This window comes from Paenibacillus anseongensis (genome assembly GCF_009757995.1).
Lineage (GTDB): Bacteria > Bacillota > Bacilli > Paenibacillales > NBRC-103111 > Paenibacillus_E > Paenibacillus_E chondroitinus.
In genome coordinates, this window is the sequence record NZ_WSEM01000004.1 from 175,707 (window position 1) to 196,309 (window position 20,603).

3 protein-coding genes are annotated in these 20,603 nt (G+C 48.7%); all 3 read left to right on the forward strand.

Going from position 1 to position 20,603, the window contains the following annotated elements; translation table 11 throughout:
* The first annotated feature begins 146 nt into the window (after positions 1 to 146).
* Complete coding sequence (locus tag GON05_RS02790; RefSeq protein WP_157317718.1) at positions 147 to 11,117, forward strand: glycosyl hydrolase family 95 catalytic domain-containing protein; 10,971 nt, start codon at positions 147 to 149, stop codon at positions 11,115 to 11,117.
* 164 nt (positions 11,118 to 11,281) lie between these two features.
* Positions 11,282 to 15,106, forward strand: a complete 3,825-nt coding sequence (locus tag GON05_RS02795; protein ID WP_157317719.1) for a glycosyl hydrolase family 95 catalytic domain-containing protein — start codon at positions 11,282 to 11,284, stop codon at positions 15,104 to 15,106.
* 79 nt (positions 15,107 to 15,185) lie between these two features.
* Positions 15,186 to 20,456 (forward strand): discoidin domain-containing protein, encoded by a 5,271-nt coding sequence (locus tag GON05_RS02800; protein ID WP_157317720.1) that lies wholly within the window; start codon positions 15,186 to 15,188, stop codon positions 20,454 to 20,456.
* The last annotated feature ends 147 nt before the right edge of the window (positions 20,457 to 20,603 follow it).

Below are 20,603 nucleotides of genomic sequence, written 5' to 3' on the forward strand. Positions count from 1 at the left end.
GGAGAAAGGTAAACCCTTTCTCCTTCTATATTTAAATGTGGTGCAAAGGAATGGAGACTTTATTAAGCAAGTCCCCTTTTTTTTGTCGCCTAGATCTGATTAATCAATTAGAAAAATTGCTCCAAGAGAAAACGGAGGAATGGAAGATGTCTCTTTTTAAAAGAAAGTCTATCGCAAAAAAAATAACGGTAAGCCTGCTGTCAGCAGGCTTGCTTCTTCCAACTTCTTTGCCTGTCCCGCTCGCTGAAGCAGCTGCTCCCACACTTACAGGGTCTTCCACTGCGCCTGACCATAAGCTGTCTCTGTGGTACCGGCAGCCAGCAGCGGATTGGGAATCCGAAGCGCTTCCCATCGGTAACGGATTTATGGGGGGCATGGTGTTCGGCGGCGTAGAGCAGGAGCGCATTCAGCTGAATGAGAAAACATTATGGTCCGGTGGTCCGGGTTCCACCTACGTGTATAATTGGCCTTCATCCGAAGCCGGCGGAAGCGCTTCTACTCCTTATACTTACGGGAACCGCGAAGATGCATCTGTTTCACACTTGGAAAGCGTCCGCGCTAAACTGCGAGCAGGGGACGTGAATGGCGCTCATAGCGAAGCAAATGCCTATCTGACAGGCTTGAATGCAGGGCTTGGAAGTTACCAGACATTCGGTGACTTGTATCTGGACTTTGCTGCCGTCTCGTCGACGGAAGCGGCTAATTACCGCCGTGAGCTGGATATTGAAGACGCGGTATCTCGAGTGAAGTATACGCTGGACGGAGTAGAGTATACCCGAGAATACTTTATCAGCTATCCAGACAAAGTGATGGTTACACGATTGACAGCTAACCAGCCCGGAAAACTGTCCCTGGATGTACGTCCAACGAGCAGCCAGGGAGGAACCGTTACCGCGAATGGTAACAACATTCAGATTCGGGGAAATGTAGCTGACAATAACTTGTTGTATGAAGGAAACTTCCGTGTTCTGAATCAAGGCGGTACACTAACGCCGGGCAATGGCAAGATTGCTGTCGCGAATGCCGACTCGCTCACCATCCTCTCAACCTTGGGCACGAATTATGCGAACAGCTATCCGGCTTATCGTGGCGAAGATCCGCATGATACGGAGATAGCGGTTCTGGATGCTGCGGAAAGCAAATCTTACGATGCGCTGCTGACGAATCATAAGCAGGACTACAAATCGTTGTTTGATCGCGTCAAATTGGATTTGGGCGAAGCGAAACCAACGGTTCCGACGGATGAACTGCTGGCTGCGTATGCGGGAACGAAGAGCAAGGCGCTCGAGGTTCTCTTTTATCAATATGGACGTTATCTGTTGATCTCTTCCTCCCGAGCAGGCTCACTTCCGGCTAACTTGCAGGGCGTATGGAACAATAGCAATAAAGCACCGTGGAGCAGCGATTATCATTTTAATATTAATCTTCAAATGAATTATTGGCCGGCGATGGTATCGAATCTTTCGGAGACGATGACGCCGCTGATCGATTATATCGAATCGCTGCGTGTTCCGGGCCGTGTTTCATCTGAGAAATACTTTGGCATTAACGGAGCGTGGTCGGTGGGAGTAGCACAAAATCCGTTTGGCTATACGTCGCCGGGGTGGGATTTCGATTGGGGCTGGTCCCCGTCCTCTAATGCATTTATCGCGAATAATATGTGGGAAAGCTATAAGTTTTCCGGTGATGTTAATCTCTTAAGGGATCGTGTTTATCCGATTTTAAAAGAAACAGCGGAATTTTGGACACAGTTTCTTGTTGAAGACGGCGACGGAACATTAGTATCCACGCCTTGCTATTCACCGGAACATGGAACGATTAGCACAGGATGTGCGTATGACCAACAGCTTGCATATGATCTGTTCACTAACTACTTGGAAGCGAGCGCAACACTGGGCGTAGATACAACTTACCGTACTGAAGTTCAAAATAAACTAAATAAATTGTCTCCAATCCAAATCGGCAGGTATGGTCAAATCCAGGAATGGAAGCAAGACATCGACGATCCGAACGACCAGCACCGCCATCTATCGCAATTAGTCGCACTATTCCCTGGCAAGCAAATTAATAAAAGCACACCTGCTCTCCTGAATGCGGCCAAAGTGACACTGGAGCATCGCGGAGATGGCAGTACGGGTTGGAGTAAAGCCAACAAGATCAACATGTGGGCCCGTGCTCAAGACGGTACGCATGCCCATACAATTCTTGAAGGACAGTTAATGGAAAGCACGCTGAAAAATTTGTTCGACACCCATGCTCCGTTTCAAATTGACGGCAACTTCGGCGCAACCTCCGGAATCTCCGAGATGTTGTTGCAAAGCCATATGGATAATATCGATATTTTGCCGGCGCTTCCTGCTTCATGGCCCAAAGGCAGTTATGCAGATCTGGTAGCCCGGGGTGGCTTCGAGGTTGGTGCGGACTGGAAAGATGCCAGGGCTATTAGTATCACAATCAAGTCAAACAAAGGCAATCGTGCGGTTGTGTCTTATCCGAGCATTGCCGGAGCCATTGTCACTAACCAAGCGGGCGAGAACGTCACATATACAACGGACAATAGCAACCAGATTTCGTTTGATACCCAAGCGGGCAACACCTATAAGCTGAGCGCGATTCCTTTCATAGAGCGGAATCCGTTGGATCAACAAACATTCAACCTAACCGTTCAGCATAGCCAGCTTCGCATGGATGTAAATGGCGGATCCAGTGCGGACGGCGCCAAGATCATTCAATGGTCCGCCGGTACAGGGTTGAATCAACAATGGCAGTTTGTCAAAACGTCGCCTGGATATTACAAAATCATCTCAAAAAGCAGCTTAAAAGCACTTGCTGTACAAGATGCCTCGACAGCAGATGGAGCAGGAATCATTCAGGCATCTTACACAGATGATGCGACATATAATGACGAATGGTCCGTTGTGGATGCCGGAGATGGCTACTATCAGTTGAAGAACCGGCTCAGCGGCAAAGTTATTGAAATTCCAGGAAGCAGTGCAACTGGCGGCGTACAGTTTGTACAGCAGACAGCCGGTGCGGGAAGTAATCAGAAATTCCAATTCTCCTTCGATAGAACGGTGAATGATAATGCGACTGGGGCGGGGAGTGACCAGTTTGTTTACAGCTCAGGATGGGGCTATGCCTCTTCCGAGTCAGGCGCGTACAGCCGTGACAACCACTATTCGAACACAACGGACGCTTATGCGCTATTACGTTTTACTGGCTCCAAGGTCCAGTTATTCGGCGCCAAAAACAATAATCAGGGCATCGCTGCGATCTCGATCGATGACGGTCCTGAAACGCTAGTGGATACGTACGCTTCATCCAGATCGGATCAACAGCTGCTCTTCGATAGCGACAGCTTGGCGAATCAAGAGCATGTGCTGCGCATCCGAGTGACTGGCCAGAAGAATGCCGGCGCGAATAATACCTTTTTGTCGATTGACCGTGCGGACATTCAGTCCAGGATAGTCAAAGAAGAGGGAGCAGGTGATGACTTCACACAAAGTACAGAGATGATTAATGGGGTTAATCATACCGTGATCACCCTTAATTACACAGGCGATGACGCTGGGGATGCGGTAAGGGCGGCTATAGATGCTGCAAAAGCGGCACCGAAGCCTGTTATTCTGGACTTCCCGGCAGGGACGTATCATTTTAAAGCCGGAACTGCTACGAACGCGCAATATTATATTTCGAATACATCCACTTCCGAGCAAACTCCGGGAGCAATGAGAAAAGTAGGTCTTTTGTTTAAGGACATTAATGATCTAACAATTCGCGGAAACGGCTCGACCCTGCTGTTTCACGGCGTGATGACGCCTATGGTATTCGACCATGCAACGAATGTTAAGATCAACGGGATCAACGTAGACTTTAATCGTCCCGTCGTTTCGGAAATGACTGTTACCGAGGTTGGCAACAATTATATGAAAGCCAGCATTCATCCAGACTCTTGGTACGCTATTCAAAATAACCAATTGTCATGGCTCGGCGAAGAGAACTGGTCGCAGAATGGCACTCAGAATGTTAGAGCCACACAAGAATATGATCCAGCTACGAAACAAACCTGGCGGGTTGCAAACCCGTTGGACAACGTAACCAACGCGCAGGATTTGGGCAATCGCGTGGTGCAGTTCAACTATGCAAGCAAACCGAATGCAACAGTTGGCCACACCTTCCAGCTCCGGGACACCGCTCGTAGAGAACAAGGGACGCTCATTTATCGAAGTAAAGATATGACTTGGACGGACGTCAACTTCTATGCAGCGCCAGGACTTGGGATTATCAGCCAATATAGCGAGAATTTGACGCTCGATCGGTTGAATTTTGCGCCTAAAGCAGGAAGCGGGCGGACGAACGCGTCCATGGCGGACTTTCTGCAAGTTTCAGGCAGCAAGGGCAATATTCAGGTGACGAATTCCCATTTTGCCGGCGCGCATGATGACGCCATTAATGTTCACGGCACCCATCTGCAAATTGTGCAGATTCCGGCATCCAATCAAGTGAAAGTGCAGTTTATGCATAATGAGAGCTGGGGTTTTGATGCTTTTGCCATTGGGGACACGATTGAATACATCAACAAGTCGACATTGCTTTCTAAGCAGAGTTCAGTGGTTACGGGGGTGACGCGCGTTGACGATACGCAAATCATCCTGACATTGGATAAACCGGTGCCGGCTGCGGTAACTGCGAATGAATTTGTCGTGGAAAACGCCTCTTGGACGCCGAATGTCACCATTGCGAATTCGACGTTTGAAACGATTCCGACGAGAGGCATTCTTATGACGACGCGTGGTGCCATTCGTATCGAGAACAATACGTTCGGCGGCATGCCCATGAGCGCGATATTGATTGCAGACGATGCGAATAGCTGGTACGAATCCGGGATGGTGAAGGACGTCGTCATCCGAAACAATACGTTTACGAACGTTGGAAACGCAGTGATTAGTGTAGAACCAAGTACGTCGCTCTCGAATCCTGATCGAACCGTGCATAGCAACATTGTGGTGGATGGTAATCAGTTTATTCAGACGAGCGGAGACTCCAAAATTGCAGCCAAGAGTGTAAACGGGTTTACATTTACGAATAATACAGCCGTTCAAGGCGGCTTAGAGATTAATCTGGATGCCTCAAAAGCGATAACAATAGCAGACAACAGCTTTAATTCAGGTGCTGCTGCCAAGAAAATCAATATGGATCACATGTACGCGAATGAGGGTTCAATCAACGCGAATCAAGGGTTTGTTATCACACGAACCAATTCCTTAACGCCTTTGGATCCGAATGAGATTCCACAAAGCGAGATGACAGCGGTATCCACCAGCCAACACAGCGGGAACGAGGCGGGTAACGCGATTGACGGAGACCCTTCGACGATCTGGCATTCGGAATGGGATCCCATGGCGAACTTACCGCAGTCGATTACGCTTGATTTGGGTAATACTTATGCCATTTCGAAGCTGAAGTATTTACCACGACAAGAAGCTCAAATGAACGGCAATATCACAGCTTACGAAGTATCGACAAGTGTGGACGGGACCTCCTTTACCCCGGCAGCAAGCGGAACGTGGAACGATGATAGCACGGAGAAAAGCATTGCTTTTGCACCGGTAACAGGCCGGTATGTGAAGCTAACTGCTACAGCAGGCCACGGCGGTTTCGCTTCTGCTGCAGAGATTCATGTGAGCAAGGAAGCGAACGTTGTCGTCTCCAAGCAAGAGCTGATCGCGCTAATTGCCAACATGCAAAGCAAGCACGATAACGCGGTTGAAGGCAGCGACAACGGGCAATATCCGGTTGGCTCCAAACAAACGCTGCAAGCAGCAATTGATTTGGCACAGCAAGTTGTGGACAACAGTTCGGCGGATCAGCAGCAAGTAGATGGAGCAGTAACCAGTTTGACCAATGCGCTTCAAACGTTTGAAGCTTCGGTCATCCACTCGGGGCAAGGGCAATACGTGCCAGAGGCGACGAATAGACAGGAATTGAATTTCAATACCGGTTGGTTGTTCCATCGCGGGGATGTTAGCGGTGCGGAGGCGGCAAGCTTTGATGATACCAGCTGGGAAGGCGTCAACGTGCCTCATAGCGTGCGTTTGGAGCCTAAAGTGAATGGAGGCGACAATCAGAGCTATCAAGGCATCGGATGGTATCGGAGACATTTTCCGTTGGACAGCTCCTATGCAGGCAAGAAACTTTTTGTTGAATTTGAAGCTGCGATGACGAATGCCGAAGTATGGGTCAATGGTACTTATCTTGGCATCCATCATGGCGGGTACACACCTTTTACCATTGATATTACGAATGCTGTGCATTTGGACGGTACACCGAATGTCATTGCGGTAAAGCTGGATAACAGGGACGATCCGCAAACGCCGCCGGGTAAGCCGCAAAAAGATTTGGATTTTGCCTACTTCGGCGGACTTTACAGAGACGTCAAGCTTCATGTGACGGATAACCTGCACGTAACGGATGCGGTATTCGCGAACAAAGTGGCAGACGGTGGCATTTTTGTCACGTATCCGTCAGTCAGCGCTGCACAAGCGACGGTACAAGTGAACACGAACATCATTAACGAGAACGCCGTAGCGAAGAACGCCACGGTCAAAACAACGATTGTCGACAGTAACAATCAAGTAGTCGCAACGATGGAGAGCGGCGCCCAGCAGATAGGGGCGGGAAGCGACTATACATTCATTCAATCGACGACGATTGCCAATCCCAAGCTGTGGCATCCTGATCACCCGAATCTGTATACGGTTTATACTGCCGTTAGCGATGGGAATGGCTTTGTCGACAGCTATAAAACTCGAATCGGGATTAGAACCATTCAATTTACGCCCGATCAAGGCTTCCTTATTAATGGCGAAAAATTAATGCTGAATGGCGCGAACCGGCACCAGGAATATCTGTATGTCGGGAATGCTCTGCCGAATTCCGGACAATATCGTGACGCCAAGCAGATCAGGGAAGTCGGCTTTAATAACGTTCGTACGGGCCACTATCCGCAGGATCCGTCTTTCCTCGATGCAGCCGACGAGCTTGGACTTACGATTATTGAGCCTACGCCAGGTTGGCAATATTTTGGAGATTCCGTATTCCAGGAAAGATCTTATCAAATGATCAGGGATATGGTTCGCCGTGACCGGAATCATCCAAGCATTATTATGTGGGAATCAAGCCTGAATGAGACGTATTATTCGAGAGAGTATGCAGAAAATGCGCATCGCGTTACCCATGAGGAGTATCCGGGCGATCAGACGTATACGTCCGCAGAATATGGATTCTGGGGCAAAGAAGTCTACGATGTGAATTACAAAGAATTGACTTCGGCGCTCAAGCCACTGTTTACAAGAGAATGGGGAGACGATTGGTCGGAAAGTGCTACGAGCCCTACGGGGTATCGTTCAGTTAGAAAAGTTGGCGAAACCGATATGCTTAACTCCTTGATCCTGCGTCAAAAGGCGCTCAATGGAGACGGCGGCTACGATTGGGCAGGTCTCAATGCCAATCCGCGCATCGCGGGGAATGCATTATGGAGCTTTTACGATGTTAATCGGGGCATGGATACCGATCCATCTTACTCGGGTATCGCAGATATTGATCGCTATCCGAAATTCAATTATTACTTTTTCCAAAGCCAGCGCGATCCCAACTTGATGCTTCATGGTGTCGATTCTGGTCCTATGGTATTTATCGCTAACTACTGGACGGCAACCTCGCCGAGAGACGTTACTGTGGCCAGCAATGCGGAGCAAGTTAAGCTGTATTTGAACGACAGGCTCATTGCTACACAAAATCCCGACAGCGGTTTAACGTATGTGAAGCATCCGACGTTTACGTTTAACAACGTGCCTTGGGAGCCTGGCACGCTTCGGGCGGATGGACTGATGAACGGTGTCGTCGTTGCGTCTCACTCGGTAAGTACGCCGGGGCAACCGCATCACCTGTCCGTCGAGTTCGATACGAAAGGCAAAGGTTTGGTTGCCGATGGTTCCGATCTGGTTATGGCCTATGTCACCGTTCGCGATGCGAACAACAGTATCGTTCCGACGAATAATATTTCCGTTTCGTTAAGCTTGAGTGGTCCAGGCGGACTGATCGGCAATGGCGATACACGTACCTTTGCGAATCCGGTCGCCGTGGAAGCAGGCGTTGCTGCAGCGCTTGTGAAATCTACGCTGACGCCAGGAGCTATTAAGCTTACGGCAACGGCAAGCGGCTTGCTCGCAGGAAGCGCTGAAATAACAAGCACCGCGAACCAAGGCATATTCGTGCCTGGTGGAAGCGATGGCGGCGAACATTGGTTTGAGGGCGGGAATATCGCTCTGAATAAAAGTGTGACGACAAGCAGCGAACAGAGCGGGAATCCCGGATCAAACGGCAATGACGGGGATGAAGCCACTCGTTGGTTGGCAGCAAACGGAAACACGAACCAATGGTGGACGGTCGATTTGGGAGGCACCTATAACATTACGGGATCAGAGATCGTATGGGCTAGCGAGTCCTCCTACTATCAATACAAAATCGACGTATCTGAAGACAATACAAACTGGACTACCGTGCTGGACAAAACACAAAACATGACCCCGACAGATAAGCAGCGGGATGCGCTTGCTGCCAATGCACGATATGTGCGCATGACGGTGACAGGGGTTCAAACCGGAGGACAAGCCGGCTTTAGCGAGTTCAAAGTGTTTGGCGTGCCGCCGTTCCAAAGCGAGGTTCAGCAATATCCGGCTCTTGTCAATGTCGCGCTGAATAAGCTAGCAACGGCAAGCAGCTCGATCAGCGGCCACGATGCATCACAGGCGAATGACGGCAACGGCGTCACGTGGTGGGAAGCAAGCGATAGCGCGCCTGCATGGTGGCAAGTGGACTTAGGAGCCAATTATAATCTGACCGGCAGCAAACTCCTGTGGGGAAAAGACAACATCCAATATACGTACAAAGTTGAGGTTTCTACTAACGGGGTAACTTGGTCACAAGTTGCTGGCAGAAGGGCTTCGGGTCAGGATATGAACCCTGACAATTTTACAGCAACTGGCATCCGTTACGTTCGGGTGAGCGTTGATTCGCTTTTAGGTGGTACCGGTACGGAAAAGCCTGCAATCAAAGAAATGCAAGTTTACAGCGAGCCGATAAACGTGGCATTGAACAAGCTTGCTAGCGCGGATAGCTACCAAAACGACAATGCTGCCGCTTCCGGCAACGATGGCAACGAAACAAGCCGTTGGTCAGCGGCTGACGGAAACGTTGGACATTGGTGGAAGGTTGATCTTGGTGCCAGCTACGATATATCGGGTACTCGGGTCAAGTGGGAAATGAAAAATAAAAGCTACGAATACCAAATCGAGGTATCGAACGATAATGAGCACTGGTCTTTAGTTTCGCAAAAAACAAGCACACAGCAAACGCAATTTGATTATTTTAGCGCGAATGCCAGGTATGTGCGCATCCAAGTCACGAATTTGTCATCCGGCGTGTGGGCGGGCTTCTGGGAATTTGATGTGTACGGTGCGATTTCGATTGACACATCGCTAATTCCGCAATCCCAAATGACAGCTGCAGCAACGAGTGAAGAGACGGTAAATAAGGATAATCCCGCATCGAAGGCGATTGACGGCAATCCGTCGACGATCTGGCATACGGCATGGGATTCGGCGGGGAATATGCCGCAGGCGATTACCCTCGATCTTGGAGGCACTTATGTCATTTCGAAGCTAAAGTATTTACCACGGCAAGAAGTTCAAATGAACGGTAACATCACAGGTTATGAGATTTCGACAAGTATGGATGGGGTATCCTTTACCCCAGCAGTAAGCGGAACATGGAGCGATGACAGCAGTGAGAAGATCGCAGAATTCGCTCCGGTTTCCAGCCGGTATGTGAAGCTTACCGCTATTGCAGGCCATGGCGGCTACGCTTCTGCAGCGGAGATCAATGTGGTCAAGGACTCGAGCGATGTTCCGACGACGGTAACATCCATTTCCGTGAGTGGAGCTGGCGGCGTGAACGCGATTGCAACCAAAGCCGGCACGCTGCAAATGCAGGCCACCGTATTACCGGCGGGAGCGAACGGTCAAGTCACATGGAGCGTTCGGGAAGCCAACGGGGTTACGGAGACAACGAAAGCGGTGATTACAGAAAGCGGGCTGCTGACTGCGCAACAAGACGGCAGCGTGAAAGTCGTGGCGACAGCGACGGACGGCAGCGGTGTTCAAGGTTTCGGCTACGTCGTGATCAGCGGCCAGTCATCGGTGCCGACAGACGTGCCGCAGGCCACGCTCACGGGTCCAGCGGTTGTTCAAGCAGGTGCAGCGTTCACGGCACAGTTCAGTTTAAACAATGTAACAGCCAGTGTATATTCGGTGGTTTATTCTGCGGATATTACGGTAGCTTATGACGCAAACGCCATCGAGTTTATATCAGTAGATCCGTTAGTATCCGGTTTTACGGAAGTTCAGATGCATACCGACGTACCGGGTCAAGTTCGAATAATTGCTGTAAGCCCAAGCGATACAGGAGTCGTAACGACAAATGGAGATTTATTCAAATTCAATTGGATAGCGAAGCCGAGCAGCTCGTCCACGACAACGAATATGGTACTGACGAAAGTAGCTGTTGAAGGCGCGCTGGGGCAAAAGGTGGATGCTTCTCTGGCGAATCTAACGGTTTCAGTGTCGGCGGTGACAACGGACAAGACAATGCTGCAGACGGTCATTGAGATGGCTCAGTCCGCCCATGATCATGCAGTAGAAGGAACCCAAGCCGGACAATATGCGGTCGGTTCCAAAGCGGTGCTACTAACAGCCATCCAGACTGCCACTGCCATCGATTCAGATCCTGCAGCTACACAGCAGCAGTTGGATCAAGCAGCGCTTACGTTAAACCAAGCGTTGCAAGCTTTTAGCGGACAACTCATTACCGTTTATGCACGGGGAGATGTCAATGGAGATAACGTCATTGATATCGGCGATTTAGGCAAGGCAGCCGTGCATTACGGGAAGACTTCGGCTAGCAGCGACTGGAATGAGGCGAAAAGCGCGGATATCAATCAGGACGGCAAGATTAACATTGTGGATATCGTAGGGATTGCCAAGCTTATCTTGCAATAACAATCATTCGGAAATGGAGGAGAAAGGCTAGTCCTTTCTCTTTCCATATCCAAGATGTCATGAGACATGAAGGCCTCTGTCTGCATAAGTCATCCGATTTGAGACTTTCAAAGTTGTCATCCTTCTTGGAAGACAAAACACCTATAGAATTAGGGGGTTAATAGATGAATAGAAGAATGCTAAAGTCAGTTGGCGTCTTAGTCATAACTGCACTCTTCGTTTCGAATTATAGTTTTCCATTTAATGGAAACAAAGCCTATGCAGCAAATGAGGGAGACTGGCCGGAGATTTCTGGATTTCTGCAAAATTTGGTCGGGGTATACACGGCTCCTTCTTATGATACGGATAGTTTTACGCCCAATGGTCCAATTATGGGGAACGGGGATATGCAAGTTGTTCTTGTCGGAGATGTGAACAAGCAGGTTTTCAGTATCAGCGAGAGCGACATGTGGACCGATGGTGGCGGTAACAACGAGATGTGGAGCGACGGGGGCGGGGGAGTACGGGTAATTACGACCGGAGGCGTTACCATTAGGCCAACGACTGTACCTGCATCGCCCACGGCAGCATTCCGTCAAGAGCAGCATTTGCTAGATGCGAAAGTGAATGCCACTTCGCAAGCCAATTTCAAGACAAGTACCTATGTTTCCGCCAACGAAAATGCGATGATAACGGAACTTTGGACGGATGGAACCTCGCCCATTCCCATGTCGGTTGATGTCTGGACAAAGGCTGATACGCCTTCATTTCCGAGTCTATCGGGTATCGATGCCGCTAATGGAACATTGTGGGCTACCAGGGAATCGAATAGTGATGCCACTGCCCAATTTACGTTTAGCGGAACCTCGGTGAAATGGATCGGCGCGAAAAACGGCAATGGCGGCATAGCCGACGTATATATCGACGGTGTGTTGGATCAAGCAGGGATAGACACGTATGCGGCCAGCAAGCAATATCAGCAGGTGCTTTACAGTAAATCGGGCCTGACACCGGGAACGCACACGATCAAGGTTGTCGTAACGGGAACGAAAAATCCAAGTTCCGGTGATACGGTTCTCGTTGTCGATGCATTTGAGTACACGTCCTTAACTGGTTCCTCTATTACAGTGGATGATAAGGATACAGCTATCGTATATTCCCCACATTGGAGCGATTATTCGGACGGAGGAGATTATAGCGGAACGGAAAAATATGCGAATTCCAAAGCAGTCAAATGGACTTCAAGAAATGCGCTCGCGACCCGGGTTATCGGTGCGACAGCATCTTTAACAACGGACGACAAAGGCAAGAGCACGGCAAGTTTCACGCTTAATCCAGCTACGACAGTAAAGATCTATACGGTGCTTAAGGGAGGTAAAAATGCAACAAATCACCTCTCGGATGCGAAAAGCAGAGTAAGTCAAATGGATGATGTGACGGTGACAAACCTCAAGACAGCGCACGTCGAGTGGTGGAAACAATTCTGGCTCAAGTCTTATGTTAGAACCTATGACGATACCTTGGATAAGTTCTATTATGGAGCCCTATATCAATTCGGGGCCACGAACAGAGCCGAGTTTACGCCTGTTGGTCAATATCCGTTTTGTCTGACGGATGATCCCGGTTGGTTAGGCGATTATCATATGAATCAGGAGTATATGGGGCAGAACGCAGGGTTCTTTTCCGGCAACAGATCCGAGCTTTCGGATGGCGTCTTTCAGCCGCTTCTCGACTTCATGGAGACTGGGAGAACCTATGCTCAAACTAAAATGCAGCAGGTACACCCTTCATTTTCCCCGGCACAAGGCATTTTATATCCAGTCGGAATCGCACCATGGGGAATTGACTCATCAGAGGAATGGTTCGGACATCAGGTAATGGATGCGTCCTATACGGGAGCACTGGTTGTTTGGAATTATTATTATAATCAGGATCTGGAGTGGTTGCGAACGCAAGGCTATCCTTTTATCAAAGCTTTGGGGGATTTCTGGATCAGCCACATCGGCGCGAAAGTAAACGGCAAATATGTCACTTACGGTGCTGCTTATGAAGAAGCTTTCGGTAGAAATCCAGGTTTGGATATTGGCCTGATTAAATTCGTCATGAAAGCTTTATTGACGACAAGCCAAGATTTAGGCGTCGATGCGAATATGCGGCCGACTTGGCAAGACATCTACGATAACATTAGCGATTACCCAACGGCCGTTCAAAACGGAAAGACGGTATTCGTTAGTGTTGAGGGAGCAACTAGTTATAAATTTTATCCTGATTTGGAGTTGATTTGGCCTGCGGAGAATCTCAGTATATCTTCGTCGAAAAATCTGAAAGATATTGCTTTCAATACGTTAGATATCGCCCAGTTTGACGTCCCCAAATATAGCATTTTTGCAAACCGGGTTGGATATCCGATCGATACTGCTATAACGAAGTTGAAAAATAACTTTATCAACAAGCCTGTTGCGACTTTTGAGGGATTACGGCAGAACTTCACGATCGGAGGCTTGCATTACAATGGCGAGTACCTGGAGTTTATCAATTCCGCCATGCTTCAGAGCCAAGAAGGCTTTATTCGGATATTCCCGAACTGGTACAACAATAAAGCTGCGAAATTCAAAAGGCTGAAAGCGATGGGAGCCTTCTTGGTCGACGGAGAAATGACTTCGGCAGGCATCATTCAAAACGTTAAAATGGTTAGCGAAAAAGGGAAAACCGCTTCCGTTTTGAATCCCTGGCCTGGACAAAACCTTCGGGTCACTCAGAATGGAAATCCTGTTCCAACTTCAGTGAACGGTGATGTCTATACGTTCAGCACTTCGGCAGGAAGTTCCTACGAGCTAAGTCCGGAGCTCGCAAACAACGGTAATCCTGTTTCATCAATCTCGATCGCAACTGTAGATAATGTGTCGACGATTACGACGAAGAGTGGAATCTTACAATTAAGTGCAACGGTGCTTCCAGCCAATGCTACGAATAAAAATGTAGCCTGGGTGGCATTCGAAACGGACGGCACAACAGTGACGGATCGGGCGACGGTCGATGCGAACGGCGTGTTGACGGCAGTGAAGGACGGAATCGCGAAAGTGGTTGCATCAGCCACGGACGGCAGTGGCATTCAAGCTTTCCGTTATATCATCATTAGCGGCCAAACATCGCTGCCGACCGATGTGCCGCAAGCTACGCTCACGGGTCCGGCAGTTGTTCAAGCAGGCGCTGCGTTCTCGACGCAGTTCGGCTTAAACAATGTCACAGCCAGTGTAACTTCCGCGGTTTATGCGGCGGATATTACGATATCCTTTGATGCGGACACCATCGATTTTGTATCTGTGGATCCGTTGATTTCCGGCTTTCCTGTGGTTCAAACCAAAACTGAAGTACCCGGACAAGTTCGGATTATCGCTGTAAAAGAAGGGGATACGGGAGTGATCACGGCAAGTGGAGACGTATTCAAATTCAATTGGATCGCGAAGCCGAATCACCCTTCCACGACAACGACGAATTTGATGCTGACCAAAGTTGCTGTTTCCAATGGGTTGGGGCAGAAAATAGATGCCGTTCCAGCTAATCTAGCGGTTTCGGTTACTGCGACGGCAGACAAGACAACGCTGCAGACGATCATCAGCTTGGCGCAATCCATCTATGATCGCTCAGTAGAAGGGACCCAAGCCGGACAATACACGGTCGGTTCCAGAGCAACACTATTATCCGCCATCCAAGCAGCATCTGCCATCGATTCGGATCCTGCGGCTACACAGCAGCAGCTGGATCAAGCAGCTATGACGTTAAACCAAGCGTTACAAGCTTTTAGCGGACAAATCATTACGGTTTATAAGCGGGGAGATGTCAACGGGGATAACGCCATCGATATTGGAGATCTGGGCAAGGCGGCTGTGCATTACGGAAAGACTTCGGCCAGCAGCGACTGGAATGTGGCGAAAAGCGCGGATATCAATCAGGACGGTAAGATTAACATTGTGGATATCGTAGGTATCGCTAAACTGATTTTGCAATAATGATTAACCGGAATATGGGGGAGAAAGGTGAATCCTTTCTCCTCCATATTCAAATGGTGATGCAGTAAGGGGGAACAATATGAAATCAAAATTTAAAAAAATCATAAGAAATACAATGTTATTCTCACTTTCATTAAGCGTACTTGGTGCTTCTTCCATCTTTGGCTTGTTTATAAAGCCTGCATCTGCATCCGTTGCCCCTATCCATAATACGGAGCAGGAATGGAATGAGCTTTCCGGAATTCTTTCCAACATATATGGCGAGTGGAGCACGCCGTCATACGCGGGAGCCATCTCCACACAAATGCCCAATACAGCTATTCTAGGCAACGGAGATGTGGGGGTCACTTCCTATGGAGACAGCAAGTCGAAAGAGTTTTTAGTATCCAAGGGCGACTCCTGGAGTGCTGGAACGATGAATGGTGATAACAGCACGAAAATTATTACACTGGGTGGTATCAAAATCAGGGAACAAACACCTGTGAATTTGGCGCTCGGCAAGAATGTATCTGAAAGCAGTCATCACGATGATTTCGTCTCTACTCGAGTCACGGATGGTATTGTCGGGACAAGCGACGCTAATTCGTGGGTTTCGTCTCCTGCAAGTCCACAATGGGTTAGCGTCGATTTTGGAGAGGTCATCTCCTTTTCGAGATATGTGATTAAACACGGTGGGACAGCAAGGACTGACAGACAAGATTGGAATACGAAAAGCTTCAAGGTTCAAGTAACCAATGATGCTGTGATTACAGGGGCAACGGTTTGGACGGATATCGATTCCGTTGCCAACAATACAGCAGCAATGACAGATAAATTATTGGCAGCACCTGTACAAGCCCGGCAGATGCGGGTTTATATCACAGAGGGGACTCAAACTGGCGGTGATGGAAGGAGCCGATTAGCTGAAGTCGAGGTATACAACCAACCAGTGGGCAGTGTTTCGGATGATCCCCAGAAGAGTTCATTGGCTTTAAATGCTGCGGCAACTGCTAGTTCGACACACGATTCTTTTTCCCCGAGCCTTTCTGTAAATGGGGCTTCTCAGACGAATCAAGAAGCCGGCAACGAAAATATGTGGACATCCGCTGTCGGTAACAGCCAATGGATTTCCTACGATTTAGGCAGTGTGCAAACATTCGATCGATGGGTTGTGAGGCACGGGGGATTTGCCCGTATGGATAAGCCTGAATGGAACACGCAAGATTTTAAACTTCAGATTAGTTCTGATGGAGTGACATGGACCGATGTTGAATCCATCGAGGGCAATATAGAATCCGTTACGGATAGAATCTTGGTCAATCCAGTCTCCTCTCGTTACGTTCGTCTTCTTATTACAAAATCAACTCAGGCTACAACAACGGATTCAGCCAATAATCCCAGGGCGCGCATCGCGCAGTTTGAGCTCTATCACAATAGCAATTTTAGCAGTATCCTTTCGCCGGTTTCTTTCAATGAAATTCAAGATATTCAACATGCTGAAATTAGAACGCAAATGCCATTTGCAGGGCAATCCATGAAGATGCAAACATGGGTATCTGCAACGGATAACACGTTCATCACTGAAATTGTTTCAACGGGCAATAAAGCGGTTGACCTGGAGGTAACAACGTGGGCCAAAAATGATAACGCGTTATATCCAGCTAATGCTGGGAATGATGCCGGAAGCGTATGGGCGTCACGGAAAACCGATAATCAAGCGAAGAGCAACCCTAAATCATGGACATCTGAAGCTGTGCTCATGACCAAGCTCATAGGAGCAGGCAGCTACGTATCTTCATCTAATCAACAGCAAGCCGAAGGCGTATTGAAGTTTACCTTGCAACCGAATCAACCGATTCAAATCGTTACGTCCGTTGGAGGAGGGGGCCAAACCTATGACAATATGGACGTGTTGAAGCAAGCCAAGTCTCCGCTCATTCAGGCGAAGGATCTGCTCGGTGCATACAACAGTGCAGGAGATATTGCTGGATTGCATGAGCGACACTTAGATTGGTGGAAGAACTACTGGTTAAAATCGTACATCAACCTTGATTCTAACGATGCGGACTTATCCAAGATCGAGAGATACTATTATGGATCCCAGTACATTTTAGGGTCAACTGTGCGGGAAGGGAAGTTAGCTCCCGGCTTGCACGGGATTTGGAGAACGACAGACGATCCGCTTTGGTCAGGTGACTACCATTTGAATTATAATTTCTTCGGACCTGTTTACGGTTCCTATTCGAGTAACAGGCCAGATCAAGGTCTGCCGATTGTGGATGCTCTTTGGGATTTTATGCCTGAAGGCGAAAGAAGAGCGCGGGAAGACATGACATTAATTGCGAACCATGCTCCACCAGAAGCTTGGCAATATATCCAGAACAGGGGGTTAGCCACCGGGATAGACGGAGCCCTGTTGTATCCGGTAAGCATCGGACCTTGGGGAAGCGCTCCTGAAGGCCCAAGCTATATCGGTCAAACCATTGATGCCGCGTATGGCGCTACACAGTTCATTTCTTACTACAGATACACGCAGGATGAGCAATTTCTGAAAGATAAGCTGGTTCCGTACCTTGAAAAAGTAGCTAAATTTTATGAATCGTGGTTAGAAAAAGAAGACGATGGGCAAGGGGGATACCGCTACATCGCATACGATGGCTATCATGAGTATACGTTTGCTAAAAATTCAGGTGTAACATCAGGTCTTGCTTGGAATGTATTTAATATGCTTACAGAAGCGGTTGCTGTTCTGGGCGAGAATCAATTGGGGGTATCACAGCAAAGAGCCGATCTATGGAAAGATATTCGCGATCATATGGCCGATACACCAACCATGGAAAGGAATGGACAGACCGTATATGCCTTGGCGGATAACGGGGATTTCTGGCCGAACAGCGGAAATGTTGAACTTGAGTTCATACATCCCGGGGAAAGACTTGGCTTCAATTCGGATCCGCAGAAGCTGGAAATCGCAAGGAATACGTTAACACAGAAGGCTCATACTTTTGGCCAAATCAACAACACGCCAAAAGCGTATACACAGGCCGCCAGAGTGGGATATCCGGCGCAAAATATTATCGACTATTTTCTCCAACAAACCTATTCAGGCTTAGCTCAGAATTTCAGAATACCTGATAATAATCATGGCATCGAGAAGGCGGGGGCGACGGAAGCTTTTAATAACCTGTTGCTGCAAAGTGATAACTATGTGATCAAAATATTTCCTGACTGGGTGCAAGACAAGGATGCTAAATTTGTAAGGCTTAGGGAGAAAGGCGCATTTCTTGTTTCATCGGCATATAAAGGAGCAACGCAAGAGGTTCAATATGTTGATGTCACGAGTGAAAAAGGAAAAGATCTCTCCCTTATGAACCCATGGCCGGGACAAGAGGTAGAGATCTATGAAGATGGGGTAAGGATTGAGGCAACAAAGAGGACGATTCAATCAGGTGAGATCTATACGGTGCCTACAAAAGCAAATTCCACTTATGTATGGAAGCCGGCAGGTGGAGTGCGCCAAGTGACGCTTGTGAGTATTACACCATCTACAGCAGTCACTGACATACAGATGGGCACGGCAAAGACGGCAGCAGCGTTAGGATTGCCTTCCACGGTGGAAATCGTGACGAACCAGAACAAAGCGCAAGCAGCTGTCGTATGGGATCTAACGAATGCAAGCTATGATCCAACGCTGAAAAAAGGTCAGACCTTTACAGTCAATGGTCATGTCACTTTACCTGAGGATATTCAGAATCCAAATGATGTATCTTTGTGGACTGGCATTCAAGTTACCGTCAATCAAGTTCCTCAGTCGCAAATGACAGCAACAGCGACAAGCGAGGAGCTAGGGAAAGAAATCGCTGCTAATGCGATTGACGGTGACCCGCAGACGATCTGGCATACGAAATGGAATCAATCCGACGTGCTGCCGCAATCGATTAGCTTAAACCTTGGAGGAACCTACAATAATATTCATAAAGTTACGGTATTGCCAAGGCCAGAAGGCGGTAATGGAAATATTACGGCCTACAATATTTATACAAGTACGGATGGAACGGCCTTTACCAAGGTTGCGACCGGAAGTTGGGCAAACGACGCTGCGGAGAAAAGCGTAACCTTTACTCCAGCTAATGCCGCGTATGTTAAGGTCGAAGTGACATCAGGCGTCGGCGGATGGGCGTCGGCTGCGGAAATTCATGTGTTTGCTAGTCCAATTGTGGATGATGTTCCGCTGAAGGTGCAATCCATCTCGGTTTCAAGCACATCGGCGAGTATCAGTGACAAGGGAGGCACGCTTCAGTTAAGTGCTATGGTACTTCCTGCCAATGCTACGAATAAGTCAGTAACATGGGCTGTATGCGAAGAAGATGGCACAACGGCAACGGACAAAGCGACAATTGACCAGAACGGCGTACTGACGGCTGCGAGAGACGGGGTTGTCAAAGTAATGGCAACCGCCACAGACGGCAGCGGCGTCCAAGGCTCTAGTTATGTCTTGATCAGTGGTCAGATATCGGTGCCGACGGACGTGCCGCAAGCTACGCTTACAGGTCCGGCGTTCGTACAAGCAGGTGCTGCGTTCTCGACGCAGTTCGGTTTAAACAATGTGACAGCCAGCGTATATTCCGCGGTTTATGCGGCGGATATTACGGTTGCGTTTGACGCCGACTCGATCGGCTTTGTGTCTGTAGATTCGTTAATTTCCGGATTTACGGAAGTTCAGACGCATACCGACGTACCGGGTCAAGTTCGAATAATCGCTGTTAGCCCAAGCGATACGGGAGTGGTAGCGACAAACGGAGATTTATTCAAATTTAATTGGATCGCGAAGCCGAATCAAGCGCCCACGACAACGAATATGGTACTGACGAAAGTAGCTGTTGAAGGCGCGCAGGGGCAAAAGGTGGATGCTACTCCAGCTAGTCTTACGGTATCGGTAACGACAGCTGTGGATAAGACAACGCTGCAGACGGTCATCGGCCTTGCGCAGTCCGCCCTTGATCATGCGGTAGAAGGAACGAAAGTCGGACAATACGCAGACGGTTCCAAAGCGGTGCTGCTATCCGCCATTCAGGCTGCCACAACCATCGAATCGGATCCTGCAGCTACACAGCAGCAGTTGGATCAAGCAGCGATTACGTTAAACCAAGCGTTGCAAGCTTTTAACGGGAAGCTCGTTACGGTTTATGCGCGGGGAGATGTCAATGGAGATAATGCCGTCGATATTGGCGACTTGGGCAGAGCAGCTGTGCATTACGGGAAAACTTCAGCTAGCAGCGACTGGAATGAGGCGAAAAGCGCGGATTACAATCAGGACGGCAAGATTAACATTGTAGATATCGTGGGGATTGCTAAATTGATCCTGCAATAGCTAGCAGTGCCCGGTTCAACGTTAAGTTGGCCCGGGACAGGCACTGTGTCATTCTTGGCTTGCATCAGATAACAAAAAGGTAGGGGATTATATATCCTCTACCTTTTTGTTGTAATTTAAAGGAACGACAAGCCTCTATTTCCTTGA